This window comes from Shinella yambaruensis, from assembly GCF_022899355.1.
GTDB classification, from domain to species: Bacteria; Pseudomonadota; Alphaproteobacteria; order Rhizobiales; family Rhizobiaceae; genus Shinella; species Shinella yambaruensis.
The window spans coordinates 327690-346430 of sequence record NZ_JALJCK010000006.1 but is presented as its reverse complement, the minus strand read 5'-3'; the positions used below and the strand labels follow the sequence as shown (position 1 = coordinate 346430).

Annotated in this window: 31 protein-coding genes and 1 pseudogene; 25 read left to right on the top strand and 7 right to left on the bottom strand. The window is 63.6% G+C overall.

Going from position 1 to position 18741, the window contains the following annotated elements; all coding sequences use genetic code 11:
- Window positions 1-232: 232 nt before the first annotated feature.
- The 6 genes from MUU56_RS16820 to MUU56_RS16795 form a co-directional block, all read right to left on the bottom strand.
- On the bottom strand, window positions 233-1441 hold the full coding sequence (locus tag MUU56_RS16820) for an aspartate transaminase (RefSeq protein WP_244768430.1): 1209 nt from the start codon (window positions 1439-1441) through the stop codon (window positions 233-235).
- A gap of 22 nt (window positions 1442-1463) precedes the next feature.
- On the bottom strand, window positions 1464-2207 hold the full coding sequence (locus tag MUU56_RS16815) for a branched-chain amino acid ABC transporter ATP-binding protein (RefSeq protein WP_244768429.1): 744 nt from the start codon (window positions 2205-2207) through the stop codon (window positions 1464-1466).
- Window positions 2197-2970 (bottom strand): ABC transporter ATP-binding protein, encoded by a 774-nt coding sequence (locus tag MUU56_RS16810; protein WP_244768428.1) that lies wholly within the window; start codon window positions 2968-2970, stop codon window positions 2197-2199. The genes MUU56_RS16815 and MUU56_RS16810 overlap by 11 nt, the downstream gene beginning before the upstream one ends.
- Complete coding sequence (locus tag MUU56_RS16805) at window positions 2967-3953, bottom strand: branched-chain amino acid ABC transporter permease (RefSeq protein WP_244768427.1); 987 nt, start codon at window positions 3951-3953, stop codon at window positions 2967-2969. Before MUU56_RS16805 ends, MUU56_RS16810 begins: the two co-directional genes overlap by 4 nt.
- A gap of 75 nt (window positions 3954-4028) precedes the next feature.
- Window positions 4029-4901 carry a branched-chain amino acid ABC transporter permease gene (locus MUU56_RS16800; protein ID WP_244768426.1) on the bottom strand — a complete coding sequence of 291 codons (873 nt, stop codon included), beginning with the start codon at window positions 4899-4901 and terminating at the stop codon, window positions 4029-4031.
- Window positions 4902-4922: 21 nt separating this feature from the next.
- Window positions 4923-6116, bottom strand: coding sequence for an ABC transporter substrate-binding protein (locus MUU56_RS16795; protein WP_244768425.1), 1194 nt, complete (start codon window positions 6114-6116; stop codon window positions 4923-4925).
- Between the two features lie 288 nt (window positions 6117-6404).
- On the opposite strand from MUU56_RS16795, the gene MUU56_RS16790 reads away from it, so the two are divergent.
- From MUU56_RS16790 to MUU56_RS16780, 3 genes and pseudogenes are all read left to right on the top strand, one after another.
- The gene (locus tag MUU56_RS16790; protein WP_244768424.1) at window positions 6405-6548 is read left to right on the top strand and encodes a DUF1127 domain-containing protein; all 144 of its coding nucleotides are present in this window, start codon (window positions 6405-6407) and stop codon (window positions 6546-6548) included.
- A gap of 246 nt (window positions 6549-6794) precedes the next feature.
- Window positions 6795-6954, top strand: a pseudogene (locus MUU56_RS32930) (integrase core domain-containing protein); the annotation flags it as partial.
- A gap of 35 nt (window positions 6955-6989) precedes the next feature.
- Entirely contained in the window at window positions 6990-7223 is a 234-nt protein-coding gene (locus MUU56_RS16780) for a hypothetical protein (RefSeq protein ID WP_244768423.1), read from the top strand.
- Window positions 7224-7677: 454 nt separating this feature from the next.
- Here the strand turns inward: MUU56_RS16780 and MUU56_RS16775 are convergent, their stop codons facing one another.
- Window positions 7678-8163: a helix-turn-helix domain-containing protein gene (locus tag MUU56_RS16775; protein WP_244768422.1), complete on the bottom strand. Its 486-nt coding sequence runs from the start codon at window positions 8161-8163 to the stop codon at window positions 7678-7680.
- A 175-nt stretch (window positions 8164-8338) separates the two neighbouring features.
- On the opposite strand from MUU56_RS16775, the gene MUU56_RS16770 reads away from it, so the two are divergent.
- The 22 genes from MUU56_RS16770 to MUU56_RS16665 all read left to right on the top strand — a co-directional run bounded on the left by MUU56_RS16770 (window position 8339) and on the right by MUU56_RS16665 (window position 18717).
- The gene (locus MUU56_RS16770; protein WP_244768421.1) at window positions 8339-8671 is read left to right on the top strand and encodes a helix-turn-helix domain-containing protein; all 333 of its coding nucleotides are present in this window, start codon (window positions 8339-8341) and stop codon (window positions 8669-8671) included.
- Window positions 8671-8988, top strand: coding sequence for a hypothetical protein (locus MUU56_RS16765; protein ID WP_244768420.1), 318 nt, complete (start codon window positions 8671-8673; stop codon window positions 8986-8988). Before MUU56_RS16770 ends, MUU56_RS16765 begins: the two co-directional genes overlap by 1 nt.
- Window positions 8985-9338, top strand: a complete 354-nt coding sequence (locus MUU56_RS16760) for a hypothetical protein (RefSeq protein ID WP_244768419.1) — start codon at window positions 8985-8987, stop codon at window positions 9336-9338. Before MUU56_RS16765 ends, MUU56_RS16760 begins: the two co-directional genes overlap by 4 nt.
- Window positions 9338-10216: a ParB/RepB/Spo0J family partition protein gene (locus MUU56_RS16755; protein ID WP_244768418.1), complete on the top strand. Its 879-nt coding sequence runs from the start codon at window positions 9338-9340 to the stop codon at window positions 10214-10216. The genes MUU56_RS16760 and MUU56_RS16755 overlap by 1 nt, the downstream gene beginning before the upstream one ends.
- Window positions 10213-10668: a hypothetical protein gene (locus MUU56_RS16750; RefSeq protein ID WP_244768417.1), complete on the top strand. Its 456-nt coding sequence runs from the start codon at window positions 10213-10215 to the stop codon at window positions 10666-10668. The genes MUU56_RS16755 and MUU56_RS16750 overlap by 4 nt, the downstream gene beginning before the upstream one ends.
- A complete protein-coding gene (locus tag MUU56_RS16745; RefSeq protein ID WP_263194357.1) occupies window positions 10668-10889 on the top strand; it encodes a DNA-binding domain-containing protein in 222 nt (73 codons plus the stop codon). The genes MUU56_RS16750 and MUU56_RS16745 overlap by 1 nt, the downstream gene beginning before the upstream one ends.
- Complete coding sequence (locus tag MUU56_RS16740; protein ID WP_244768416.1) at window positions 10889-11116, top strand: hypothetical protein; 228 nt, start codon at window positions 10889-10891, stop codon at window positions 11114-11116. The genes MUU56_RS16745 and MUU56_RS16740 overlap by 1 nt, the downstream gene beginning before the upstream one ends.
- Window positions 11113-13071 (top strand): transposase domain-containing protein, encoded by a 1959-nt coding sequence (locus tag MUU56_RS16735; protein ID WP_244768415.1) that lies wholly within the window; start codon window positions 11113-11115, stop codon window positions 13069-13071. The genes MUU56_RS16740 and MUU56_RS16735 overlap by 4 nt, the downstream gene beginning before the upstream one ends.
- A gap of 121 nt (window positions 13072-13192) precedes the next feature.
- Complete coding sequence (locus tag MUU56_RS16730) at window positions 13193-14230, top strand: AAA family ATPase (RefSeq protein WP_244768414.1); 1038 nt, start codon at window positions 13193-13195, stop codon at window positions 14228-14230.
- On the top strand, window positions 14227-14538 hold the full coding sequence (locus tag MUU56_RS16725) for a hypothetical protein (protein WP_244768413.1): 312 nt from the start codon (window positions 14227-14229) through the stop codon (window positions 14536-14538). The genes MUU56_RS16730 and MUU56_RS16725 overlap by 4 nt, the downstream gene beginning before the upstream one ends.
- On the top strand, window positions 14535-14828 hold the full coding sequence (locus tag MUU56_RS16720) for a hypothetical protein (protein ID WP_244768412.1): 294 nt from the start codon (window positions 14535-14537) through the stop codon (window positions 14826-14828). Before MUU56_RS16725 ends, MUU56_RS16720 begins: the two co-directional genes overlap by 4 nt.
- Before the next feature lie 12 nt (window positions 14829-14840).
- Window positions 14841-15599: a DUF3164 family protein gene (locus tag MUU56_RS16715; RefSeq protein WP_317633320.1), complete on the top strand. Its 759-nt coding sequence runs from the start codon at window positions 14841-14843 to the stop codon at window positions 15597-15599.
- 10 nt (window positions 15600-15609) lie between these two features.
- Entirely contained in the window at window positions 15610-15876 is a 267-nt protein-coding gene (locus MUU56_RS16710) for a hypothetical protein (RefSeq protein WP_244768411.1), read from the top strand.
- A complete protein-coding gene (locus MUU56_RS16705) occupies window positions 15873-16079 on the top strand; it encodes a hypothetical protein (protein WP_244768410.1) in 207 nt (68 codons plus the stop codon). Before MUU56_RS16710 ends, MUU56_RS16705 begins: the two co-directional genes overlap by 4 nt.
- Entirely contained in the window at window positions 16076-16447 is a 372-nt protein-coding gene (locus tag MUU56_RS16700) for a hypothetical protein (protein WP_244768409.1), read from the top strand. The genes MUU56_RS16705 and MUU56_RS16700 overlap by 4 nt, the downstream gene beginning before the upstream one ends.
- Complete coding sequence (locus MUU56_RS16695) at window positions 16440-16676, top strand: hypothetical protein (RefSeq protein WP_244768408.1); 237 nt, start codon at window positions 16440-16442, stop codon at window positions 16674-16676. The genes MUU56_RS16700 and MUU56_RS16695 overlap by 8 nt, the downstream gene beginning before the upstream one ends.
- The gene (locus tag MUU56_RS16690) at window positions 16669-16956 is read left to right on the top strand and encodes a hypothetical protein (RefSeq protein WP_244768407.1); all 288 of its coding nucleotides are present in this window, start codon (window positions 16669-16671) and stop codon (window positions 16954-16956) included. The genes MUU56_RS16695 and MUU56_RS16690 overlap by 8 nt, the downstream gene beginning before the upstream one ends.
- A complete protein-coding gene (locus MUU56_RS16685) occupies window positions 16949-17233 on the top strand; it encodes a hypothetical protein (protein WP_244768406.1) in 285 nt (94 codons plus the stop codon). The genes MUU56_RS16690 and MUU56_RS16685 overlap by 8 nt, the downstream gene beginning before the upstream one ends.
- Window positions 17230-17883 carry a regulatory protein GemA gene (locus MUU56_RS16680; RefSeq protein ID WP_244768405.1) on the top strand — a complete coding sequence of 218 codons (654 nt, stop codon included), beginning with the start codon at window positions 17230-17232 and terminating at the stop codon, window positions 17881-17883. The genes MUU56_RS16685 and MUU56_RS16680 overlap by 4 nt, the downstream gene beginning before the upstream one ends.
- Entirely contained in the window at window positions 17880-18122 is a 243-nt protein-coding gene (locus MUU56_RS16675; protein WP_244768404.1) for a hypothetical protein, read from the top strand. Before MUU56_RS16680 ends, MUU56_RS16675 begins: the two co-directional genes overlap by 4 nt.
- Entirely contained in the window at window positions 18119-18322 is a 204-nt protein-coding gene (locus MUU56_RS16670; RefSeq protein ID WP_244768403.1) for a hypothetical protein, read from the top strand. Before MUU56_RS16675 ends, MUU56_RS16670 begins: the two co-directional genes overlap by 4 nt.
- The gene (locus MUU56_RS16665; RefSeq protein ID WP_244768402.1) at window positions 18319-18717 is read left to right on the top strand and encodes a hypothetical protein; all 399 of its coding nucleotides are present in this window, start codon (window positions 18319-18321) and stop codon (window positions 18715-18717) included. Before MUU56_RS16670 ends, MUU56_RS16665 begins: the two co-directional genes overlap by 4 nt.
- Window positions 18718-18741: the final 24 nt, after the last annotated feature.

The window sequence follows — 18741 nt, the reverse complement described above, 5'->3', positions numbered from 1 at the left end:
GCGGGGCGCAAGGGCCAGTTGCTTGTGGCTCGGGGATCACCCCCCTCTGCCCTGCCGGGCCTTGAGGTCGTTTTGCCCCTCACCCTAACCCTCTCCCCGCAAGCGGGGAGAGGGGACGTGCCCCACGCAAGGATATCGAGTTAGGGAAACCGGCGCGGTATATCCCTTCTCCCCGTTTACGGGGAGAAGGTGGCCGGCAGGCCGGATGAGGGGCAATTGCCCCGCACGATCCTCAACGGAGCGCCGCAACAGCCCTCTCGATACGATCGCACGCCTCCCGGATCGCCTCCATCGACGTGGCGATCGACAGACGGAAATGGGGGGAGAGGCCGTAGGCGGCGCCTTGCAGGGCGGCGACGCCGACGCCGTCGAGGAGGTAGAGCACGAAATCGAGGTCCGTCTCGATCACCTTGCCCTCGGGCATGCGCCTGCCGATCACCCCGGCGCAATTGGGGAAGAGGTAGAAGGCGCCGTCCGGCACGGTGCAGGAGAGGCCCGGTATGGCGTTGAGCCGGGCGCAGGCATAGTCGCGGCGCTCCTTGTAGACCGCGACGCTGTCGCGCACGAAGGACTGGTCGGCGGAAAGCGCGTAAGCCGCGGCGGCCTGGCTGACGGAGGACGGGCAGGAGGACATCTGCGACTGGAGCTTGTTGATCGCGGCGACGAGCGGCGCGGGACCGGCGGCATAGCCGATGCGCCAGCCGGTCATGGCGTAGGATTTGGAGACGCCGTTGGTCAGCAGGATACGGTCCTTCAGGGCGGGGACGGCGGCGGCGAGCGTCGTCATCGGCTCGTCGCGGAACCAGACCTGGTCGTAGATATCGTCCGACAGGACGAACACCTGGGGGTGGCGGAGGAGCACGGCGCCGAGCGCCTCCAGCTCGGCGCGCGAATAGGCGGCGCCTGTCGGGTTGGAGGGCGCGTTGAGGATCAGCCAGAGCGTCTTCGGCGTGATCGCCGCCTCCAGCGCCGCGGGCGTCAGCTTGAAGCCCTGCGCCTCCGGGCATTCGACGATGACCGGCGTGCCGTCATTGGCGATCACCATGTCCGGATAGGACACCCAGTAGGGCGCGGGCACGATGACCTCCGCGCCGTTCTCGACGCTCGCCATCAGCGCGAGGAAGAGGATCTGCTTCGCCCCGCCGCCGACGCAGATCTCGTTTTCCGCATAGTCGAGGCCGAGGCGGCGCTTGAAGTCGCCGATGATCGCCCTGCGCAGGGCGGGCGTGCCGTTGACGGCGGTGTATTTCGTCTCGCCGCGGTCTATGGCGGCATGGGCGGCGGCCTTCACGTCGTCGGGCGTGTCGAAATCCGGCTCGCCGACGGTCATGTCGACGATATCGCGGCCGGCCGCCTTCAGGTCTCGCGCCCGCGCCGACGCGGCGGAGCTGGGCGAGACCTTGATGCGCGAGACGCGGGAGGCGGGGGTGAACGTGTTCATGGGAATGACCTCGATTGGTGGATCAGTGCGGCGCCTCGGCTTCGCCGCGCATCTTGCCCGTCAGGAAGAGTTCGCCGAGTTCGTCATGGGTGATGTCGGCCGGCCGCCCGTCCCAGATCACCTTGCCGAGCCGCAGGATGACCGCCCGCTCGGCGACCTCCATGGCCTTCTTGGTGTTCTGCTCGACGAGCAGGATCGTCTGGCCGGAGGCGTGCAGGCGCAAAAGCTCGTCGAAGACAATGCCGATGGCGGCGGGCGAAAGGCCGACCGAGGGTTCGTCCACCAGCAGCACCTTCGGCCGCTGGAGCACGGCCATCGCCACTTCGAGAAGCTGCTGCTCGCCGCCGGACATGTTGCCCGCCAGCGTCGTGCGGCGCTTCTTCAGGATCGGGAAGAGATCGTAGACATAATCCCGCTCGCCCTTCACCTTCTCGTCGCGGATCGTGTAGGCCGCCATCTGGAGGTTCTCGTCGACCGTCATCACCGGGAAATTGCAGCGCCCCTGCGGCACGAAGGAAATGCCTTCGCCAAGGATCGCGCGCGACCTGTAGCCGGCGATGTCCTTGCCGCGCCAGTTTATGCTGCCGCCCTTGATGGTGGTCATGCCGTAGAGCGTCTTGAGGAGGGTGGATTTCCCCGCCCCATTCGGCCCCATCAGCGCGACGAACTGGCCGGCCGGCACGTCGAGGTCGACGCCGTTGAGGATGTCGAGATTGCCGTAGCCGGCGCGCAGGCCGGCGATCGAAAGGTTCGTCTCAGCCGCCAAGATAGGCCTCCCTCACGCGCTGGTCCTGGATGATGTCCTGCGGCAGTCCCTCGGCCAGCTTCTGCCCCTGGTCGAGCACGATGACGCGCCGGCAGATGCTGGTGACCACGTCGATATTGTGCTCGATGACGAGGAAGCTGACGCCGAGCGATTTGTTGGCGTAAAGGATGGTCTCCACCACCCGCTCGATGATCTTCGGGTTGATGCCGGCCATCGGCTCGTCGAGCAGGATGAGCTTGGGCTCCGGCATCAGCATGGAGGCGAACTGGATCAGCTTCTGCTGGCCTCCGGACAGGTTGCCCGCAGGCTGGTGGCGCACGTCCCAGAGGCCGGCCATCCTGATGAGCTCGCGGGCGCGTTCGCGAAGGCCGGCGATGCGCTGGCGCGACAGCTTTCCGATGCTGAAGGTCGACAGGATCGACGGGAAGGTGAACATCTGCCCGGCGATGATCAGGTTTTCCTCCACGTCGAGCGAGCGGAAGGTGACGGTCTTCTGGAAGGAGCGCAGCATGCGGCCCTCCCGCGCGATGCGGTTCAGCGACCAGCCGGTGATGTCCTGCCCGTCGAGCACGACCGTGCCGGTATCGGGCCTGGCAAGGCCGGTGCTGCAATCGAAGAAGGTCGATTTTCCCGAGCCGTTCGGCCCGATCAGCCCGGCGATCTCGCCGCGGTCGATATGCAGGCTGACATCGTTGACGGCCTTCACCGCGCCGTAGCTCTTGGTGAGGTTCCGGATGTCGAGAAGCGGAAGATGAGTCGTCATTTCGCGCCTCCGATGGCGTTCCACACCCGGTTGATGACCGGCGCGAAACCCTGCTTGAACCAGAAGACCAGCACCAGCAGGCAGAGGCCGTAGGCGATCATGCGCAGTTCCGGCGTGATGCGCAGCGCCTCGGTGAGGCCGACGAAGAGCAGGCTGCCGAAGATGGTGCCGGAGATCATGCCCGCTCCGCCGCCGAGCACGATGATCAGCATGGTGGTGGAATAGTACATCTGGAAGGTGAGCGGGCTCACCACCGTGAGGTAATGCGCATAGAGGCTGCCGCCGACGCCGGCGAAGACGGCACTCAGCATGAAGACGATCAGCTTGTAGTGCCAGGTCGGCACGCCGAGGGATTCGGCCAGCGTCTCGTTCTCGCGGATCGCCACCATGTTGCGGCCGGCCGGCGAGCGGACGACGGCGAAGACCGCGAGCGTCGCGAGAATGCCGATGGCGAGCGCCAGGTAGTAGAAGCCGGTGGTGCCGCCCACGGTGAAGGAGAGCGGGCCGAGTTCGAAATAGGGTTTCGGGATGCCCGAAAGCCCCATGTCGCCGCGCGTCACCGAGATCCAGTTCTTGGCGATGGCCTGGCCGATGATGACGAAGCCGAGCGTACACATGACGAAGGAGGTGGAGCGCAGGCGCAGCGCAGGCACGCCGAGCGGCAGCGCCACCGCGCCGGCGGCAAGGCCCGCGACCACGGCATTGACGTAGAAGGGCGTGCCGTAGCCGATGGCGAGCAGCCCCGCCGTATAGGCGCCGATGCCGAAGAAGGCGGCCTGGGCGAGCGAGAGCAGCCCGGTATAGCCGACGAGCAGGTTCAGCCCGTGCGCCGGCAGCATGAAGACGAGCGCGATGATCAGCGCATGGACGACATAGCGACTGCCGATGAAGGGCGCGGCGAGCGCCACGGAGAAGAGCAGGATGCCGAGCGGGATGCGATAATCGCGCCGGCGCGCCCGTTCGCTGGTTTGCGTGAGAGACATGTCGGGTCCCCAAAAGTTCGAGAGGAGTTTCACGCCCGGAGCGCCGAAGCGTTTTCCGCTTCGGCTGGAATGCCCCTAGAAGCGCGCCTGCGTCGAGAACAGTCCGTGCGGCCGCCACATCAGCATCAGGATCAGCGTCGCAAAACCCACCGTGTCGCGGTATTGCAGGCCGACATAGGTGGCGACGAGGCTTTCGGCGATGCCGAGGATCATGGCGGCGAAGAAGGTGCCGCGCACATTGCCAAGGCCCCCCATGATGATGATCGGCAGCGTCTTGAAGGTGATGAGCTCGCCCATGCCACCATAGACGCTGACATTGACGGGCGCGGTGAGGACGCCCGAGAGCGCCGCCAGCGCCGCGCCGAGGATGAAGGTCCTCAGCACCACCTGCGGCACGTCGATGCCGACCACCTCGCAGCATTCGACGTTCTGCGACACCGCCCGCATCGCCTTGCCCATGCGGCTGTGCGTCACCATCAGCTCCAGCCCGATGAAGACCAGGAGGCAGACGACGAGGATGAGCACGCGCTGCTCGGCGAGAGAGAAGCCGAGGATCGAGACGGGCTCGATATAGCCGCCGGAGAAGAACTTGTAGCCGCCGCCGAAGACGAGGATGACGGTGTTCTGCAGGACGAGCGCGATGCCGAGCGTGGCGAGCACCCCGGATTCCGCCGGGGCCCCCACCATGCGGCGCATCACGAGCTGCCCCACCACATAGGCGATGACGATGGTCGAGAGGATGCCGACGACGATCGAGGCCTCATAGGACAGGCCAAGGTAATCGATGGCGAACCAGGCCCCGAAGGTGCCGAGCATGTAATATTCGCCATGGGCGAAGTTGATCGCCCTGAGCACGCCGAAGATCATCGTCATGCCGACCGCGACGATGGCATAGACCGAACCGGTGACGATGCCGTTGACGATCTGCTCGATAAGGGTCGAGACCATGGGCCTGTCCTCCCGACCGGCTCAGTTGGCAGGATACTGGATATCCGCCGTGAAGGCGCCCTTGATGCTCGGCTTGCCGTCCTCGATCTGCAACAGGATCATCGGCAGGCGGGCCTGGTTGTGGTCGTCGAAGGTCACCTCGCCGACGGGGCTCTTGTACTTGATCTTCGACAGCGCGTCACGCACCGCCTCGCGCTCGACGCTGCCGGCCTCGCGCACAGCGGCGGCGAGCAGGTTCACCGTGTCCCAATGCACATAGGCATGGTTGTTCGGCGCTTCATTGTAAGTCGTGGTGAACTTTTCGACGAAGGCCTTGCTTTCCGGCGAATCCCAGGCCGGCAGCCAGGCGGCGGCCTCGACGGCACCCTCAAGCGCCGTCGGCGCGGAGGCGATGGTCTTTTCGGTGTTGAACTCGCCGTTGCCGACCAGCGTCACCTTACCGGCAAGGCCGAGCTCGACCATCTGGCGGGCGATGATCGGCGTCGTGTCGGCAAGGCCGTACATGATGATCGCCTGAGCCCCGCCGTCGCGGATCTTCGCCAGCACGCTGCGGAAGTCGACCTCGCCTTCCTTGTAATAGTCTTCCGAGAGGATCTCGCCCTTGAACTCGGGCAGGTATTTCTTGGTGAACTCGATGGCCGAGCGGCCATAGTCGCTGTCGACGGACAGCACGGCGAACTTGGTGAAGCCGCGCTCCTCGGCGGCGTATTTCGCCACGACATAGGCGCGGTTCTCGTCGGTCGGATAGTTGCGGTAGGTCCACTTGAAGCCGCCGACGCCGGCGCCGTAGGTGATCTTCGGGTTGGAGGAGGCCGCGTTCAGCAGCAGCACACCGGCATCTTCCGCGACCGGCTGCATGGCGAGCGTCACGGAGCTGGAGACGTCGCCGATGACGAAGTCCACCTCATCCTGATCAATCAGCCGGCGCGTCGCCGAGACGCCCTCGACGGGCGTGCCCTGGCTGTCGGCATTGTAGAGCTCGATCTTGTGGCCGTTGACGCCGCCGGCATCGTTGATCTCCTTGACCGCCAGTTCCGCGCCATGCATCGAGAAGGCGCCGTAGCGGGCGTTCGGGCCGCTCATCGGCGCGACGATGCCGAGCTTGATCGGCGCTTCATCGGCCTTCGCCTCGCCGGCAAGACCCGGCGCAAGGGCGGCCACGGTGAGGAGGGCGGTGGAAAGGCAAAGCATTCTGCGGGTAAGCGTGTGTGTCATGTTCCCACTCCTGGTTCGGATATCCTCGTCCGGTCCATACCGCACGATCAAAGGCCGTTTTCCCGGCTCTTTTGGTCAGCCAGTCGCCAACTCCGGTCAGAGTAGGGTCATGCACGGGGCCTTGGCCAACACAACTCCATTCTGCCGCCATAGCGTTTCGCGATAGCAAACTTTAGGAGTCGCGTTCTTTTTCAGTGTCATGCAATTGGGGCATGCCTACGCTGCAGGCATGTGCATGTTCATCGGTCAGGAAGGCGTCTATATATTGTTCAACAAAAGGAGTTGATCATGAACCTCTTCGCAAAGCTCAAGAAATATGCCGCTGACCGCCGCGCCGTCCATGAGCTCGGCGCCCTGGACGACCGCGCCCTTCAGGATCTGGGCATCTCCCGCTCCCACATCCGCTCTGCCGTCACGGGCAACGGTCGCTAAGGCCGGACAGAATTATCGCAACCGGTTGAAGACAGCGCAGAGGCGGCCGCTTCTGCGCTATTTTCTTGTCTATGGGGCAAGGACTTGGACATCCGAGCTAATGGCTCTGACGTGCTCCCCTGAAATGTCCTCGGTTTGAGGTTAGTCTGTTCTCCGGAGATGGAGACAGTCGACAACTCGCTGTCCCGCCAGCGTGTCGGCCGTGAACTGGACAGGATCGCACTCAGGACTGGTATCCCTGCATGACTCAACGAGCAGCTCTTCACCAGCTACCGCCATGCCGGAGAGATTATCGAAGACTGGAGAAACGACTACAACCTGATCCGCCCCCATACGAGCCTCGGCGGCTTGACCCCCTTATGAGTTCGCAACCCGGTCCAGACAGGACCAAACTCGAACAGGGCTAACTTATAAACGCGGACAATCAGGGGAGCACGTCACTTGCAGGCCGACGATGGCGAGCGCCGGGAGGCGGCGAACGTCATCCGCTCGTTGGTCATGAACATTGAGGTCATGCCGCGCGAAGGACGGGAGAACTGGAACTGGGGGGTGTTGTCTGACAGAGGATACCGGAATAGCGGGATTAACCGGGAACAAGCGGGAACGAACGGGAAGACCCTGAAAGTTCAGGCACTTGGCGGCGCTAAACGGGAAGTGGAACGCTCAGCATTTTGACACGATATGGGATCGAAACCGGCTGGTAAAGGGCTTCGGGGCGGTGCTCTGGTGCTGAGCTTCAAAACGGACGGGAAATTCTTCAAAGCGGCTTCAAAAGCCCGGTGAACCGGGTTTGAGGCGATTTGCCGTGCGCGGCGAAAGGCCGTTGGCGAGCGCCGAAAGCATGGGAAAATCCAAATTAGATATCGCCAACCTTGGCAAAATCTCCCGAACAGCGGAAAATTGCAGAGAATTCAAAGCCTAAGCTCCGGAACTCGGCAGTTGAGATTTTGCCAGGTGCCGCATCCAAATGGTCCATTTGGCAAAATCTTTCGAGTGGTCCCCTTGAGCGGTCCCGTACAATCGCGCGCAGTTGATTTTCACCATTTACTATACCTGCGGTTTCAGATTGAGAAACACACGCGCGGGTTTAACGTCTCATTAAGGAACAGGCATAGGCTGATCGACTTCACTATGATGAAGCCGAGCGTTTCCCGCTGCCCGGCTCGGCATTGGCCTCCCGCAACCGGGTCTTGAGATCATCGACGACCACAGGGATTACGGCGTCCACGATCCTCTCCTGCCGAATGTCCGAGACCTCCTGCAGAAGCGCGTTGTAGAGCTTCCCGGCCTCGACCGCGATGCTGTCCTCATCGGGCACTAGTTGCCCGGCGTCCTTGTAGGCAAGCCGCGCAGCGCGGTACAGCCTCCGAAGCAATTGCGGATCTACCCCCACAGATGGCGCGGGGGCCTTTGACGCGTCGTCGAACATGCTGCCATCGCCGGTGATCAGCCAGGACAGACTGATGCCATGCTTTGTCCGAAACTCCGCAAGGGCGAGCGCATCAGGCGTTCTGTCGCCTCGCTCATAGTATCCCAGCATCGCCTCCGTGAGACCTACGGTTGCAGCAAAGACAGCGCGCTGGCTGGAAAAGCCTAGCTTTTCACGCACCTGCATAAGCCGCTCTCCGAGCGGCGTTTTGGACGGCTTCGGTTTCTTCCCCAAACGAGCCCTGATCTCACAAATTGGTATTTACTATCTACCAATCTGTGATATCCCTTTCTGTGTTCGCAGATTTCAACACCCCAAAAAAGGAGGCCGGCCAGGGCCTCCCTTCTGGATCGAGGATTTTATGCACAGTGACAGCGTCACGAGCAAGCTCGGCTGGACCGAGCGCCGTCGTCTGAAGGAGGTTGCCCGCATCAAGGGCAAGCTTATCGAAAAGAAACTGACGCTCGCGATGATCGACGAGCACTACAATCTACCCGCCCGTACGGCCGGCAACGCGGTCCACGAACCGCACCTTGCCGGCGAACGCGCCATCGCGGCCGCCCTGGACACCCTCCCCCATCTGCTCTGGCCCTCCCGCTATTTCGCGGACGGCCGCCGCAAGAGCCCGCAACCGCCGGAGAACTATCGCTATGGCCGCCGGGCCGCCGCGGTAGACGAGACGGAGGCGGCGTGATGGTGCGGCGCGGCCTTGCTGCTGTTCTAGCCTTTCGCATCCGGTCCCGACTGTCGTCGGCCGGCAGGGCAGAGTTGCCTCCCGCCTTCACGGGCCTGCCGCCCCGGCTGTCCAGTCCTGCCGGCCGCGCCACACCGCAACCTTTCCCGAAAGGTCGGGTGCCGGCAATGACGAAACGGCGCGACGATATAGACCTCATCCCCTTCGTTCCGTCGCTCTCACCGGTCTGCCGCACAGCCGATACCATCCTGCTCTTCAGCGTAGCGGCCGCGGGGCTGTTCGCCGCGATCGCGGGCGTTATCGGGGCGTTGACATGATGAACCCCTATGACGCGGATCAGCGGCTGGAAGTGATGCTAGCCTGCTGCTTCAAGGCTGTCGCGGTGCACTTCTCGCACATTCCGGTCCGCGAGATCATCTGGCCGCCGCACGACATGTTCGATGCGGCGCTCGCCCGGCAGATCGCCATCCATATCCTGCACGTCGAGTTCGACGTGCCGCGCCGGCGCATCGTCAAGATGCAGGACCGGCAGCGCACTTCCATCTCCTTCGCGATCCAGCGCATCGACAACCGGCTGACCTGCCCGGTCTTCGCCAGGGCCTATGGCCGCATGGCTGCGCGCGCGAAGGACATCTTCCTACAGCAAGCACAGAAGGCCGCGGCATAATGGCTGAGTTCAAACGCATTCCCATCTCTGACGTCTTCGTGCCCGAGCGTCTTCGCGCGGTCGAGGATGAAGAGGCGCTGGCCATTGCGCAAAGCATGGTCGAGCATGGCCAGATCAACCCCATCACGGTTCGGTTCACACCTGCCGGAAAGGGCGGCAAGTATACCCTTATCGCCGGGGCTCACCGCCTCCGGGCGTGCCAGATCAACGACGACAGCGAAATCGACGCGATGATCGTCGAAGGCGATCAAGCCGAGGCTCACCTCATCGAGATCACGGAAAACCTCTTCCGCAACGAGCTGTCCGTCATCGATCGCGCGATCTTCGTCGCCAAGTACCGCGAGGTCTGGGAGGAGAAGCACGGAAAGGTGGAGGCCGGCCGGCCCGGGAAGAGTGCCAACTTGGCACTATTACTGGAGGAAGAGGCCGAGGCAGGCGGGTTCTCCCAGCACGTCGCGGACCGCATGGGGCTCTCCCGTCGCGCATACTTCCGGCTGAGCACGATCGCTCAAAACCTCCATCCCAAAATGCGGGAGCGCCTCCGGGGCACGGCCTATGCCGACAACCAGTCGGAGCTGCTCAAGGTCGCGAAGCTCGGCCCTGCCGAACAGGGGAAGTTGATCTCCGCCTTCGAGAAAACCAATGATCTGAAGGCGGCATGGTCCCTGTTGGGGGCCGGCAAGACGAAGGCCGCCCCGTCCACAGCATCCACCCCAACCACCGACATGGAACGCCAACGCGCGATCCAGGCCGACATGCATGCGATATGGGACAAGGCCGACGTTCACACGCACCGCTTCTTCCTGATCGACCTCGGTCTGCCGAAGGAGCTTGTCGAGCAAGTGCTGGCGGCGCTCGCCGCGAGGGCCGCGGAATGAGGCGCGACCCTTCTCAGCTCGATTTCTTCGCGCAGCCGCTGTTCCCGGTTCGCTCGCCCGTCGCCCGCATCGACATCGACCGCTACCGCTCGAAGATGAAGCGGGCAATGGCGCGCGCGATCCGCGAATGCCCCTATGATCGTCCGACGATCGCCGCCCGCATGGCGCAGTATCTCGGCCTGCCCTCCATCAGCAAGGCGATGCTCGACGCCTATACCGCCGAGAGCAAGGGCGGGCACGATATCACCCTGCCCCGCTTCGCGGCCTTCGTGCATGCGACCGGGGCCATGTGGCTATGGGACGAGGCCGTCTCCGACCAGGGCGCGACCCTGCTCGTCGGCGACGAGGCGCGGCTCGCCGAAATCGCCCGCCTGCAGCAGGAACAGGAGACAATCAAGGCCGAGCTGCGCGCCCTGCGCTCCACGCCGGTGCATATCCGGAGGGAACGCTGATGGCCATTTGTCATCCTTCTGCCTGGACTTTCCTTATGTCCGACTTTCTACGGCCTGAGAAACCCAGCTTTTCCGCCTGCTATCGCCGCATGCATCACGCGGCCCGCAAATATAGCTGGTCGCCAATCCCCTCCGAAAGCTCGTTGCGCCGGCGCATGCTTCGCGTGCTCGCCGAACAGCGGTCGCGGTCGGCTCCGATCGTAATTCGGAGGGAACGCTGATGGCCGCGAAAGTCTCCATCATCGGCCAGATCGCCGAGGTCAAGCGGCTGATCGGCGAGGTCGAGAAACGATACGACCAGATGGTGAGCGCCGGGAAGATGCGCCGCGAGGAAGCCGAGATGCTGATGGTGTGCATCCATGCCGTCCTCAAGACGCTCGAATTCTGCCAGCAGCACAAGGCCGGTTTCGAGGAATATCTCGCTGCGAAGAAGGCGGGCACGGCATGAAGGAGTGGTTCACCCTCGCCGAACTTTTGGCCCTCAACCTTCCCGACCTGCCGACGTCGGAGCGCAGCCTCTATCGTCATGCCCAAGACCATTGGAACGGCGTTGCAGGCTGTGTCCAGCTGCGTCAGGGAAAGACGCGTCCGGTCGTTGAATACCATGTCAGCCTTCTTCCCGCATCGGCGCAATGGCGGCTTCGCCAGCAGCCGGACGGCGCCTCCTGGGAAGAGGCCCGCGCCCGAAAGAACCTGCTCTGGTCCGTCTTCAACCGACTGCCGAAGGGGACGAAAGACGTCTGTGAGGCGCGCTTGAAGGTGCTCGTCCGCGTCGAGCAGCTGGTGCGCGAGGCCGGCCTCTCACGCCTTGCCGCCATCGGGGTTGCCACCCATGATGCCGGTATCCAGAAATCGGCCTATTACGAGTGGCGGAAGGCAACCGAGGGCCTGGACCCCGAAGACTGGCTCCCCGCGCTCGTTCCGTCTTCCCCGGCCGTCAACGGCATCGTGCCGCAGATGGCGGAATGCCATCCGGACGCCTGGGATTTCCTGAAGTCCGATTATCTGCGCCCGGAAAAGCCGGGCTTCTCCGCATGCTATCGCCGGCTCCTGGAAGCTGCCGCCATAGAGGGATGGTCTCCGATCCCCTCCGAACGGTCCCTGCGCCGGCGGATGGAAGCCGAAGTGCCGAAGGCGATCCAGGTCGTGACCCGCGAGGGCCGCGAGCGGGCGAAGACGCTCTATCCGTCGCAGCGCCGGAACCGCACCTGCTTCCACGCGATGGAAGCGGTCAACATGGACGGGCACCAGCTGGACCTCTTCATCCGCGTGCCGCACCGCGAGAAGCCGATCCGCATGTATCTGGTCGGCATCCAGGACCTCTATTCGAACAAGATCCTGTCCTGGCGGCTCGACGAGGCGGAGACATGGGAGGTCGTGCGCCTTGTCGTCGGCGACATGGTGGAGAGCTTCGGCATTCCCGAAGACATGTACATCGACAACGGCCGGGCCTTCGCCTCGAAGAAAATCTCCGGCGGCGCGAAGACACGCTATCGCTTCAAGGTCCGCCCCGAGGACCCGGAAGGCCTGCTCGTCGCCCTGAAGATCAAGCCGCATTTCGTTCTGCCGAAATCCGGCCAGTCGAAGCCGATCGAACGCGCCTGGGGCGATTTTGCCGAGGACATCTCGAAGCATCCGGTCTGCGCCGGGGCGTATACCGGCAAGAAGCCGACCGAAAAGCCCGACAATTACATGAGGACGGCTATCGACATCGAGGACCTGAAGCGGCTCATCGCGCACCAGGTCGCCGAGCACAACGCCCGAACCGGCCGCAAAACCCAGATCGCCAAGGGCCGCAGCTTCGACGCCGTCTTCGAGGAGAGCATGCAGCAGCCGACGACGATCGTTCGGCGTGCATCCGAGGCACAGCGCTTCCTCTGGCTGCTCGCCTCCGAGACGATCAAGACCCACAAGGGCAGCGGCGCAGTGCACTTCGCCGGCAACCGGTACTGGAGCCGCGAGCTGAACCAGCACATGGGCGATCAGGTGACGATCCGCTTCGATCCCGATGACCTGCACGGCTCCATCAAGGTGTATGACCTCAAGAACCGGTTCATCTGTGACGCAGCGTGCATCGCCGATACCGGCTTCAAGGACCAGGACGAGGGACGCGTCCACGCGCGCGGCAGGGCCGAGTTCGACAAGGCAACGCGCGCCGCCGCTGCCGCCGAGCAGCGCTTCAACCAGAACCAGCTCGCCGCAATCCTGCGCAAGGGCCAGCGCGACCTCCAAAAGGCAGAGCCAGTGCATCCGAAGGTGACGCGCATCTTCACCGGCAAGCTCGCGCCCGAAGCGGTGCCGGTTCCCGCAGAGGATTTCGAACAGGGATTTTCCAAGGCAATGGCCCGTGTCGCCGGTGCCTCGGTCCACGCATTCCCGAGAGGGGATAAGGCCGGCAAGTAACGCGTCCGGTCGCTCAAACTGAGCCGAAGTGTAGTGCGTACGGTTCCGGAAAAAAGAACGGGCGGGAGTGGAAGTCCCGCCCAGCAGAGCCCCAAAGGGCAATACACAAGGAACCTTTTAGATGAACAAGCATGTTGGCACAAGCCAGATGACGGCGGGATCGACCTGGGAGCGTCCGGTCAATCCGCCCGTGCTCCTCGACAACAGGTCGCAGGAGGATATCCAGCTGTGGTGGCAGCTGGTCGACGGCGTGATCGACACGGCCAAGGCGAGCGGCTGGACGAAGGCCGAGGTCGCGCGGCGGATCGGCATGGCGGACGGCACCTTCAGCCAGTGGTTCTCCGGCAAGTATTCCGGGCGCCTCGACAGCACCAACAAGATCGTCCTGCAGTGGCTGTCCGCGATCGAGGAGAACGCCTCCATCGCCGCGACCATCCCGCAGTCGCCGCCCTTCATGAAGATGCGAGGTACGGTCGAGATCCTCGACACGCTGATGTGGGCGCAGCTCTGCCCCGACCTCGTCATGATCACGCTCGGCGCCGGCATGGGCAAGACCGAGACCTGCATGCATTTCGAGCGGTCCCGTCGCCATGTCTATCGTGCGACGGTCTCGGAAAACACCAAGACCGTGCACGGCATGCTGACGGAACTGGCCGAGGAGCTGGACGTGCGCGAGCACAATCCCGCTCGTCTCGCCCGCGCCATCGGCAACAAGATCCGCCGGGCCGGCGACGGCACGCTGCTCATCGTCGATGAGGGCCAGCACCTCAACGACGAGGCGATCAACCAGCTGCGCCACTTCGTCGACGTCTACAAATGCGGGGTCGCGATCGTCGGCAACGCCGAGGTGTACACCCGCTTTTCGAAGGAGAAGAAGAAAAACCGCTCCTACGATCAGCTCAAGAGCCGCATCGGCAAGCGCCTTCAGCGGCCGGAGCCCTATGCCGAAGACCTCGTCGCCTATGTGAGATCATGGGGCATCGAGGACCCCGACTGCGCCAAGTTCCTGATCGGCATCGGCAAGAAAGGCGGCGCCTTCCGGCAGATCGACAAGACCATGAAGCTCGCCACCATGTATGCGAACGGTCGCGGCGAGACCGTGGCGCTCATCCACATCACCGAGGCGTGGAAGAACCGTGATGTCGAGGACATGGCATGAAACCCATCGTCTATGACGCCACTTTGAGCGCCACGATCCTAAACGCCTCGGCCCGCATTCTGCCCTACACCGCCGAGGGAAAGACGATGCCGGCCGACAAGGCGCGGGACGTCGTCGTCGAACTCGCCCTGGCGCTTCGGCTCGCCGCTGCCATGGAGCAGGAACTGGCCGTCCATCGGCTCGGGGAAGCCGGAATGCTCGCCCGTGCATCGCTTGAGGGCGCGGCCACAACGGCGCTCGATCAGTTGATCCGGGATCCTGTCGGCAAAGTCGTCAAGGTCGATTTCGACAAGGGGAGGAAGTCGTGAACACCGCCTTCCTTCTTTCCGATTATCTCACCGAGCTTCGGAGGACCCTCGCGGGGGTCCTCCAGCACGGCCGGACCGTTCGCCTCGGCGAGGTCCAGCTCATCACCGAACAGCTCAACACGGCCGTCGCGCTCGCCCAGGAAGTCGAGGAAGAAAACCGCATCCTCGAACATCGCCTGTCGGCCGGGCGCGACGATCTGCGAAACCGGAAGGCGGCGGCGGACATCACGGATGTCGCCAGCGGCGACAACGTGACCGCCTTCCGGCTCCCCCACTTTCCCAACAACTGAAGGATCATCACTATGGATGTAGTCATTATCGCAGATAAGCCGGCCACACCGCGCCAGATCGAAATCGACGGCGCCATTTACATCGAAGACGTTCGCGGCCGTTTCGTGCCGGAAGCCATGTATCGCGCCACCGCGCAGGTAAAGATGGAGCCGGCGATTGTCGAGCTTAACGGCCGGCCCGGCATGATGGATGCCACCGGGAAATGGGTGCCAATCGCCCTGGTCAAGCCAGCCAATGTTCTCGAAGACGAGATCGTCCGCAAATGCATCGCCTTCGCCCTCGATGCCAGCGCCTCGCTCTCCCGCCTGCTCGGCCACACCAAGTTCGACCTCGGTTCCTACGACGCGCTCCTGGAGCAGGAGTACGGCGTGGTGAAGCGCGGCGAGAAGGGCAATGCGACGTACTACAGCTATGATGGCCTCTATCGCGTCCAGGTGCAGGTCGCGACCCTGATCGACTTCGGTCCTGAATTGCACATCGCCAAGAGCCTTGTCGACGAATGCATCAACGACTGGTCCGCTGACAGTCGCGCCGAGCTTCAGGCGCTCGTCACGCGGGCTTTCAATGTTGATCAGGAGGGCACGCTCAACCGGTCGGAAATCTACCGCCTGTTGCGATACGAAATGGCCGACCCACGCTGGAAGCGTGCAATGGATGCGATCCGCGATGCCATGCGGCCGATCGGCTCGAAGGAGTACATCCGGTTCGGCCGCCGCGCCGACGTCAAGGCGAAATGGGAAACCATCTCCCTTGATTTCGCCCGGGCATGAGGGCGCCGCCATGACCCGCGCCCTCGGCATTGTCCGCGCAGCAAAGCTGCTCATGCAATCGCAGTGCCCGGTCTGTGGTGCTGACCGCACGGAAACAATCGGCGGCGCCCGCTCGCCGATTGCCATTTGCGTTTACCGCTGCACGGCCGAATTCGAGGTCGACGGTAACGGCGAGATCATTCCGATGAACGTCTGCCCCTCGGCGTCCTATGGCGCGGCCGCGCGGCTGAACAGAGAAGCGCGCGCCGATGCCCTGCGCCAGGCAGGTGGAGCATGAGGCACTTCCGTGATCAACGGGCGATCCGCGAAGCCATTGCTGAGATGTTCCATGCCGAGGGCGCAAAGGTCGTGGATCAGGAGGGTGTCACCTTCGCTTTGTTCTTTGAAACCGATCCCTTCGACCTTCCCCGTGCACCTGTATTGGTGGCGAAGATCAACATAGACCGCCTCGCGGCCGACATCGAAAGGAGGCTGTCGTGAACGATCCGAGCAAGATAACCAGTCTCATCCGGGAAGCTTTGCGTGATGACGATATCGCACGTTTCCCAGATTTCACTGAAGCGGTCAGTGACGTGTGTGACGAACTGGAGCGCTTCCGCTCGGACCGCTCCTACATCATCGGCCACAACGACGGCTGGCGCGATGCGCTCAGGCAGGAGGTTTCAAGGGCGGAGGCAGACCTTGCAGAGGCGCTGAACCTCATCTGGCGCCTGCGGTCAGTCATCGAGGTCAACATCGATCCTTCGATCGCCAATCGCATTGCGGCACTTCACGAGAGGCATCCGCAGCTCGTCCCCGGTTCCGCCACCGCATCATCGGGAAAGGACAGCGACAGCGAACATGCCTGATCGTCGTTATGTCGTCGAATACGGCGACCTCCTTCACCGTCGTGTCGGCCGTGCCCCGGATCGAGAACCCGGCGACTTCTTGACTAAGGTCGAGGCCGCCGAGCGCATCATCGCCGAGATGGATGAGGCCATTTGGCTGGCCAAGGACAGCCGTCGCCGTGCTGTCCGCGTTCTCGCTGCCGAGCGCAAGAAAGCCGCCAGCACATCGAAAGGTCAGACCGATGAGTGACGCGATCCCCGCCGACGTCATGAAGGTGGCTGAGAAGGCTTTTAAGTATGGATTTGGCCTTCGGTACGAGGTTGCCATTGAGGCTATCGCGAAGGCCATCCTTGCCGAGCGCGAACGATGCGCCCGAATTGCTGAAGAACATCGCGACAATCGCCCACTTATTGCGCACCAACCCAGTTCGCTGGTCATCGGTCGGTACGAGGGAGAGCAAGCCGCCTGCACTGAGGTTGCCCGACTTATCCGCGTCCCCACAGGAACAAGTGGAGCCGGTCATGAGTGATCGTCTCGCTCCCGTCCATATCCACCCGACGCGCCCGATCGCAGACGGCATCCTCTTCGATGATCTCGACGGTGCGCCGCTCGACGTCGTCAATCGCCTCGCCGCGCGCCAGATGGTTTTCGTGACGTATGTCCGCCTCAACAGGCGTCAGTACGGCGGCAGGATCGTCGCTCGGTCAGAGGCCGAGGCGGAACAGATCGCCTTCGGCCGCGGCTTGGGCGAGACGGTCGTCGGCACGCTCGTGCTCGCCGGATATCTCAAAGGACACTCCCGATGACCTCGTCAATCGCCGCCATGCACGTCGCCCGCAAGCAGCTTGACCTCGACGAAGACGTCTATCGCGCCAAGCTTGTTGCGATCACCGGAAAATCTTCCGCCAAAGACATGACCGAGGCCGAGCGCCAGAAGGTTCTTGGGGAATTCCGGAGGATCGGGTTTCAGCCAGCGCGAGGCCGTTCGACGGCTCGGCGCCAACTGACCGGCAAATACGCGAAGAAGCTCCAGGCGCTCTGGATCGCCGCCTACAACCTCGGCCTGGTCGACGATCGCGACGACCAGGCCATGCTCGCGTATGTCAAGCGCCAGACCGGTCTCGACGATACGCGTTTCCTCCATCACGCCGATGACGGGCGCGCGGCGGTCGAGGGGCTGAAAGGCTGGTTGAGGCGGGAAGCCGACGTGATGTTTGGGACCAGCAACGGCTACGAATGGCTCGCCCATGACGGAGCCAAAATCGCCTGGGCGCAATGGCGCATCCTCCATCCCGATGCGTGCCTCATGGTGCGCAAGGGGTTCGACCAGGCTGTATCCGAGATCCTCGGCATCCGGCTGGTCTGGCTGGGCGACGTCAAACCATCACAGTGGCAGACGGTGATGAACGCCTTCGGCCCACGCGTGCGCGCCGCCAGGAAGGCCGGCACGCCATGACCACGCCCCTCCACGTCAGCGACCATGCCATCCTGCGCTACCTGGAGCGTGCGCATGGCCTCGACGTGGAGGCCGTGCGCCGGCACATCGCCAGCCGGTGCGCCACCGGCGCGGCGCTTCGGGCGACGACCGTCATCGTCGAGCGCGTGAAGTTCGTGCTGGCCGAACGGGAAACCGGGACCGTCGTCGTCACGGTCTTGAAGGCCCGATGGCCGGTCAGACCGGAGGACCGGACGTGATGGGCACGGCCGCGCACCTTCCCCTTTTCGAGGTCGAAACCTTGAACGCCATTCGAGAGGAGCGTGAAGACCTTTTGAAGCGTCTTCAGCGCGGCGGCGTCGATGCCCACACGCGGATCAAGCGCGAGGAGCGCCTGAAGGTGCTGACCGCCCGTCAGATCGAGATCGAGACGGCTCTCAGCCTGGGGAGGCGCCCGTGAGCCGAAGCAGCCTTCCGGGCCTTCTCGGTGACATCGCCGACATCGCGGGCAGCGACGTTGCCTTGACGATCGCCCGCAGTCACGGCGGCACACGCGTTTCGATCCCGCCGCGTGCCGAGCCGAACCATTGGCTCACCCGGCTGGTCGGCCTCGATGTGGCCGACCGCATATGCCGGGGCCTCGCGATCGTCGACGCGGACGGCCGGCCCGCTGCCATCCGGCATGAGGTCTTGCCGCTGGGCCCGGCATCGGCCAGGAGCCTTGCGCGTCGTCGTGCCGCCGAGGCGCTTGCCCAGGGCGCCAGCGGCCGAGCCGCTGCCAGGGAAGCGGGCTTGCACGAGCGCACGATTTGGAGGATGAAAGCCAAGGATAAAGATCAGGGCGAATTGTTCTGACGGCCTTGGCTGACATTTGTCAGC

Coding starts and splice junctions, on each gene's coding strand:
- MUU56_RS16795 (WP_244768425.1), bottom strand. CDS start 6,116: ATGACACACACGCTTACCCGCAGAATGCTTTGCCTTTCCACCGCCCTC.
- MUU56_RS16675 (WP_244768404.1), top strand. CDS start 17,880: ATGACCACGCCCCTCCACGTCAGCGACCATGCCATCCTGCGCTACCTG.
- MUU56_RS16755 (WP_244768418.1), top strand. CDS start 9,338: ATGGCTGAGTTCAAACGCATTCCCATCTCTGACGTCTTCGTGCCCGAG.
- MUU56_RS16695 (WP_244768408.1), top strand. CDS start 16,440: ATGCCTGATCGTCGTTATGTCGTCGAATACGGCGACCTCCTTCACCGT.
- MUU56_RS16765 (WP_244768420.1), top strand. CDS start 8,671: ATGGTGCGGCGCGGCCTTGCTGCTGTTCTAGCCTTTCGCATCCGGTCC.
- MUU56_RS16745 (WP_263194357.1), top strand. CDS start 10,668: ATGGCCATTTGTCATCCTTCTGCCTGGACTTTCCTTATGTCCGACTTT.
- MUU56_RS16750 (WP_244768417.1), top strand. CDS start 10,213: ATGAGGCGCGACCCTTCTCAGCTCGATTTCTTCGCGCAGCCGCTGTTC.
- MUU56_RS16790 (WP_244768424.1), top strand. CDS start 6,405: ATGAACCTCTTCGCAAAGCTCAAGAAATATGCCGCTGACCGCCGCGCC.
- MUU56_RS16800 (WP_244768426.1), bottom strand. CDS start 4,901: ATGGTCTCGACCCTTATCGAGCAGATCGTCAACGGCATCGTCACCGGT.
- MUU56_RS16805 (WP_244768427.1), bottom strand. CDS start 3,953: ATGTCTCTCACGCAAACCAGCGAACGGGCGCGCCGGCGCGATTATCGC.
- MUU56_RS16680 (WP_244768405.1), top strand. CDS start 17,230: ATGACCTCGTCAATCGCCGCCATGCACGTCGCCCGCAAGCAGCTTGAC.
- MUU56_RS16735 (WP_244768415.1), top strand. CDS start 11,113: ATGAAGGAGTGGTTCACCCTCGCCGAACTTTTGGCCCTCAACCTTCCC.
- MUU56_RS16810 (WP_244768428.1), bottom strand. CDS start 2,970: ATGACGACTCATCTTCCGCTTCTCGACATCCGGAACCTCACCAAGAGC.
- MUU56_RS16705 (WP_244768410.1), top strand. CDS start 15,873: ATGAGGCACTTCCGTGATCAACGGGCGATCCGCGAAGCCATTGCTGAG.
- MUU56_RS16710 (WP_244768411.1), top strand. CDS start 15,610: ATGACCCGCGCCCTCGGCATTGTCCGCGCAGCAAAGCTGCTCATGCAA.
- MUU56_RS16685 (WP_244768406.1), top strand. CDS start 16,949: ATGAGTGATCGTCTCGCTCCCGTCCATATCCACCCGACGCGCCCGATC.
- MUU56_RS16770 (WP_244768421.1), top strand. CDS start 8,339: ATGCACAGTGACAGCGTCACGAGCAAGCTCGGCTGGACCGAGCGCCGT.
- MUU56_RS16760 (WP_244768419.1), top strand. CDS start 8,985: ATGATGAACCCCTATGACGCGGATCAGCGGCTGGAAGTGATGCTAGCC.
- MUU56_RS16820 (WP_244768430.1), bottom strand. CDS start 1,441: ATGAACACGTTCACCCCCGCCTCCCGCGTCTCGCGCATCAAGGTCTCG.
- MUU56_RS16775 (WP_244768422.1), bottom strand. CDS start 8,163: ATGCAGGTGCGTGAAAAGCTAGGCTTTTCCAGCCAGCGCGCTGTCTTT.
- MUU56_RS16730 (WP_244768414.1), top strand. CDS start 13,193: ATGAACAAGCATGTTGGCACAAGCCAGATGACGGCGGGATCGACCTGG.
- MUU56_RS16715 (WP_317633320.1), top strand. CDS start 14,841: ATGGATGTAGTCATTATCGCAGATAAGCCGGCCACACCGCGCCAGATC.
- MUU56_RS16725 (WP_244768413.1), top strand. CDS start 14,227: ATGAAACCCATCGTCTATGACGCCACTTTGAGCGCCACGATCCTAAAC.
- MUU56_RS16740 (WP_244768416.1), top strand. CDS start 10,889: ATGGCCGCGAAAGTCTCCATCATCGGCCAGATCGCCGAGGTCAAGCGG.
- MUU56_RS16690 (WP_244768407.1), top strand. CDS start 16,669: ATGAGTGACGCGATCCCCGCCGACGTCATGAAGGTGGCTGAGAAGGCT.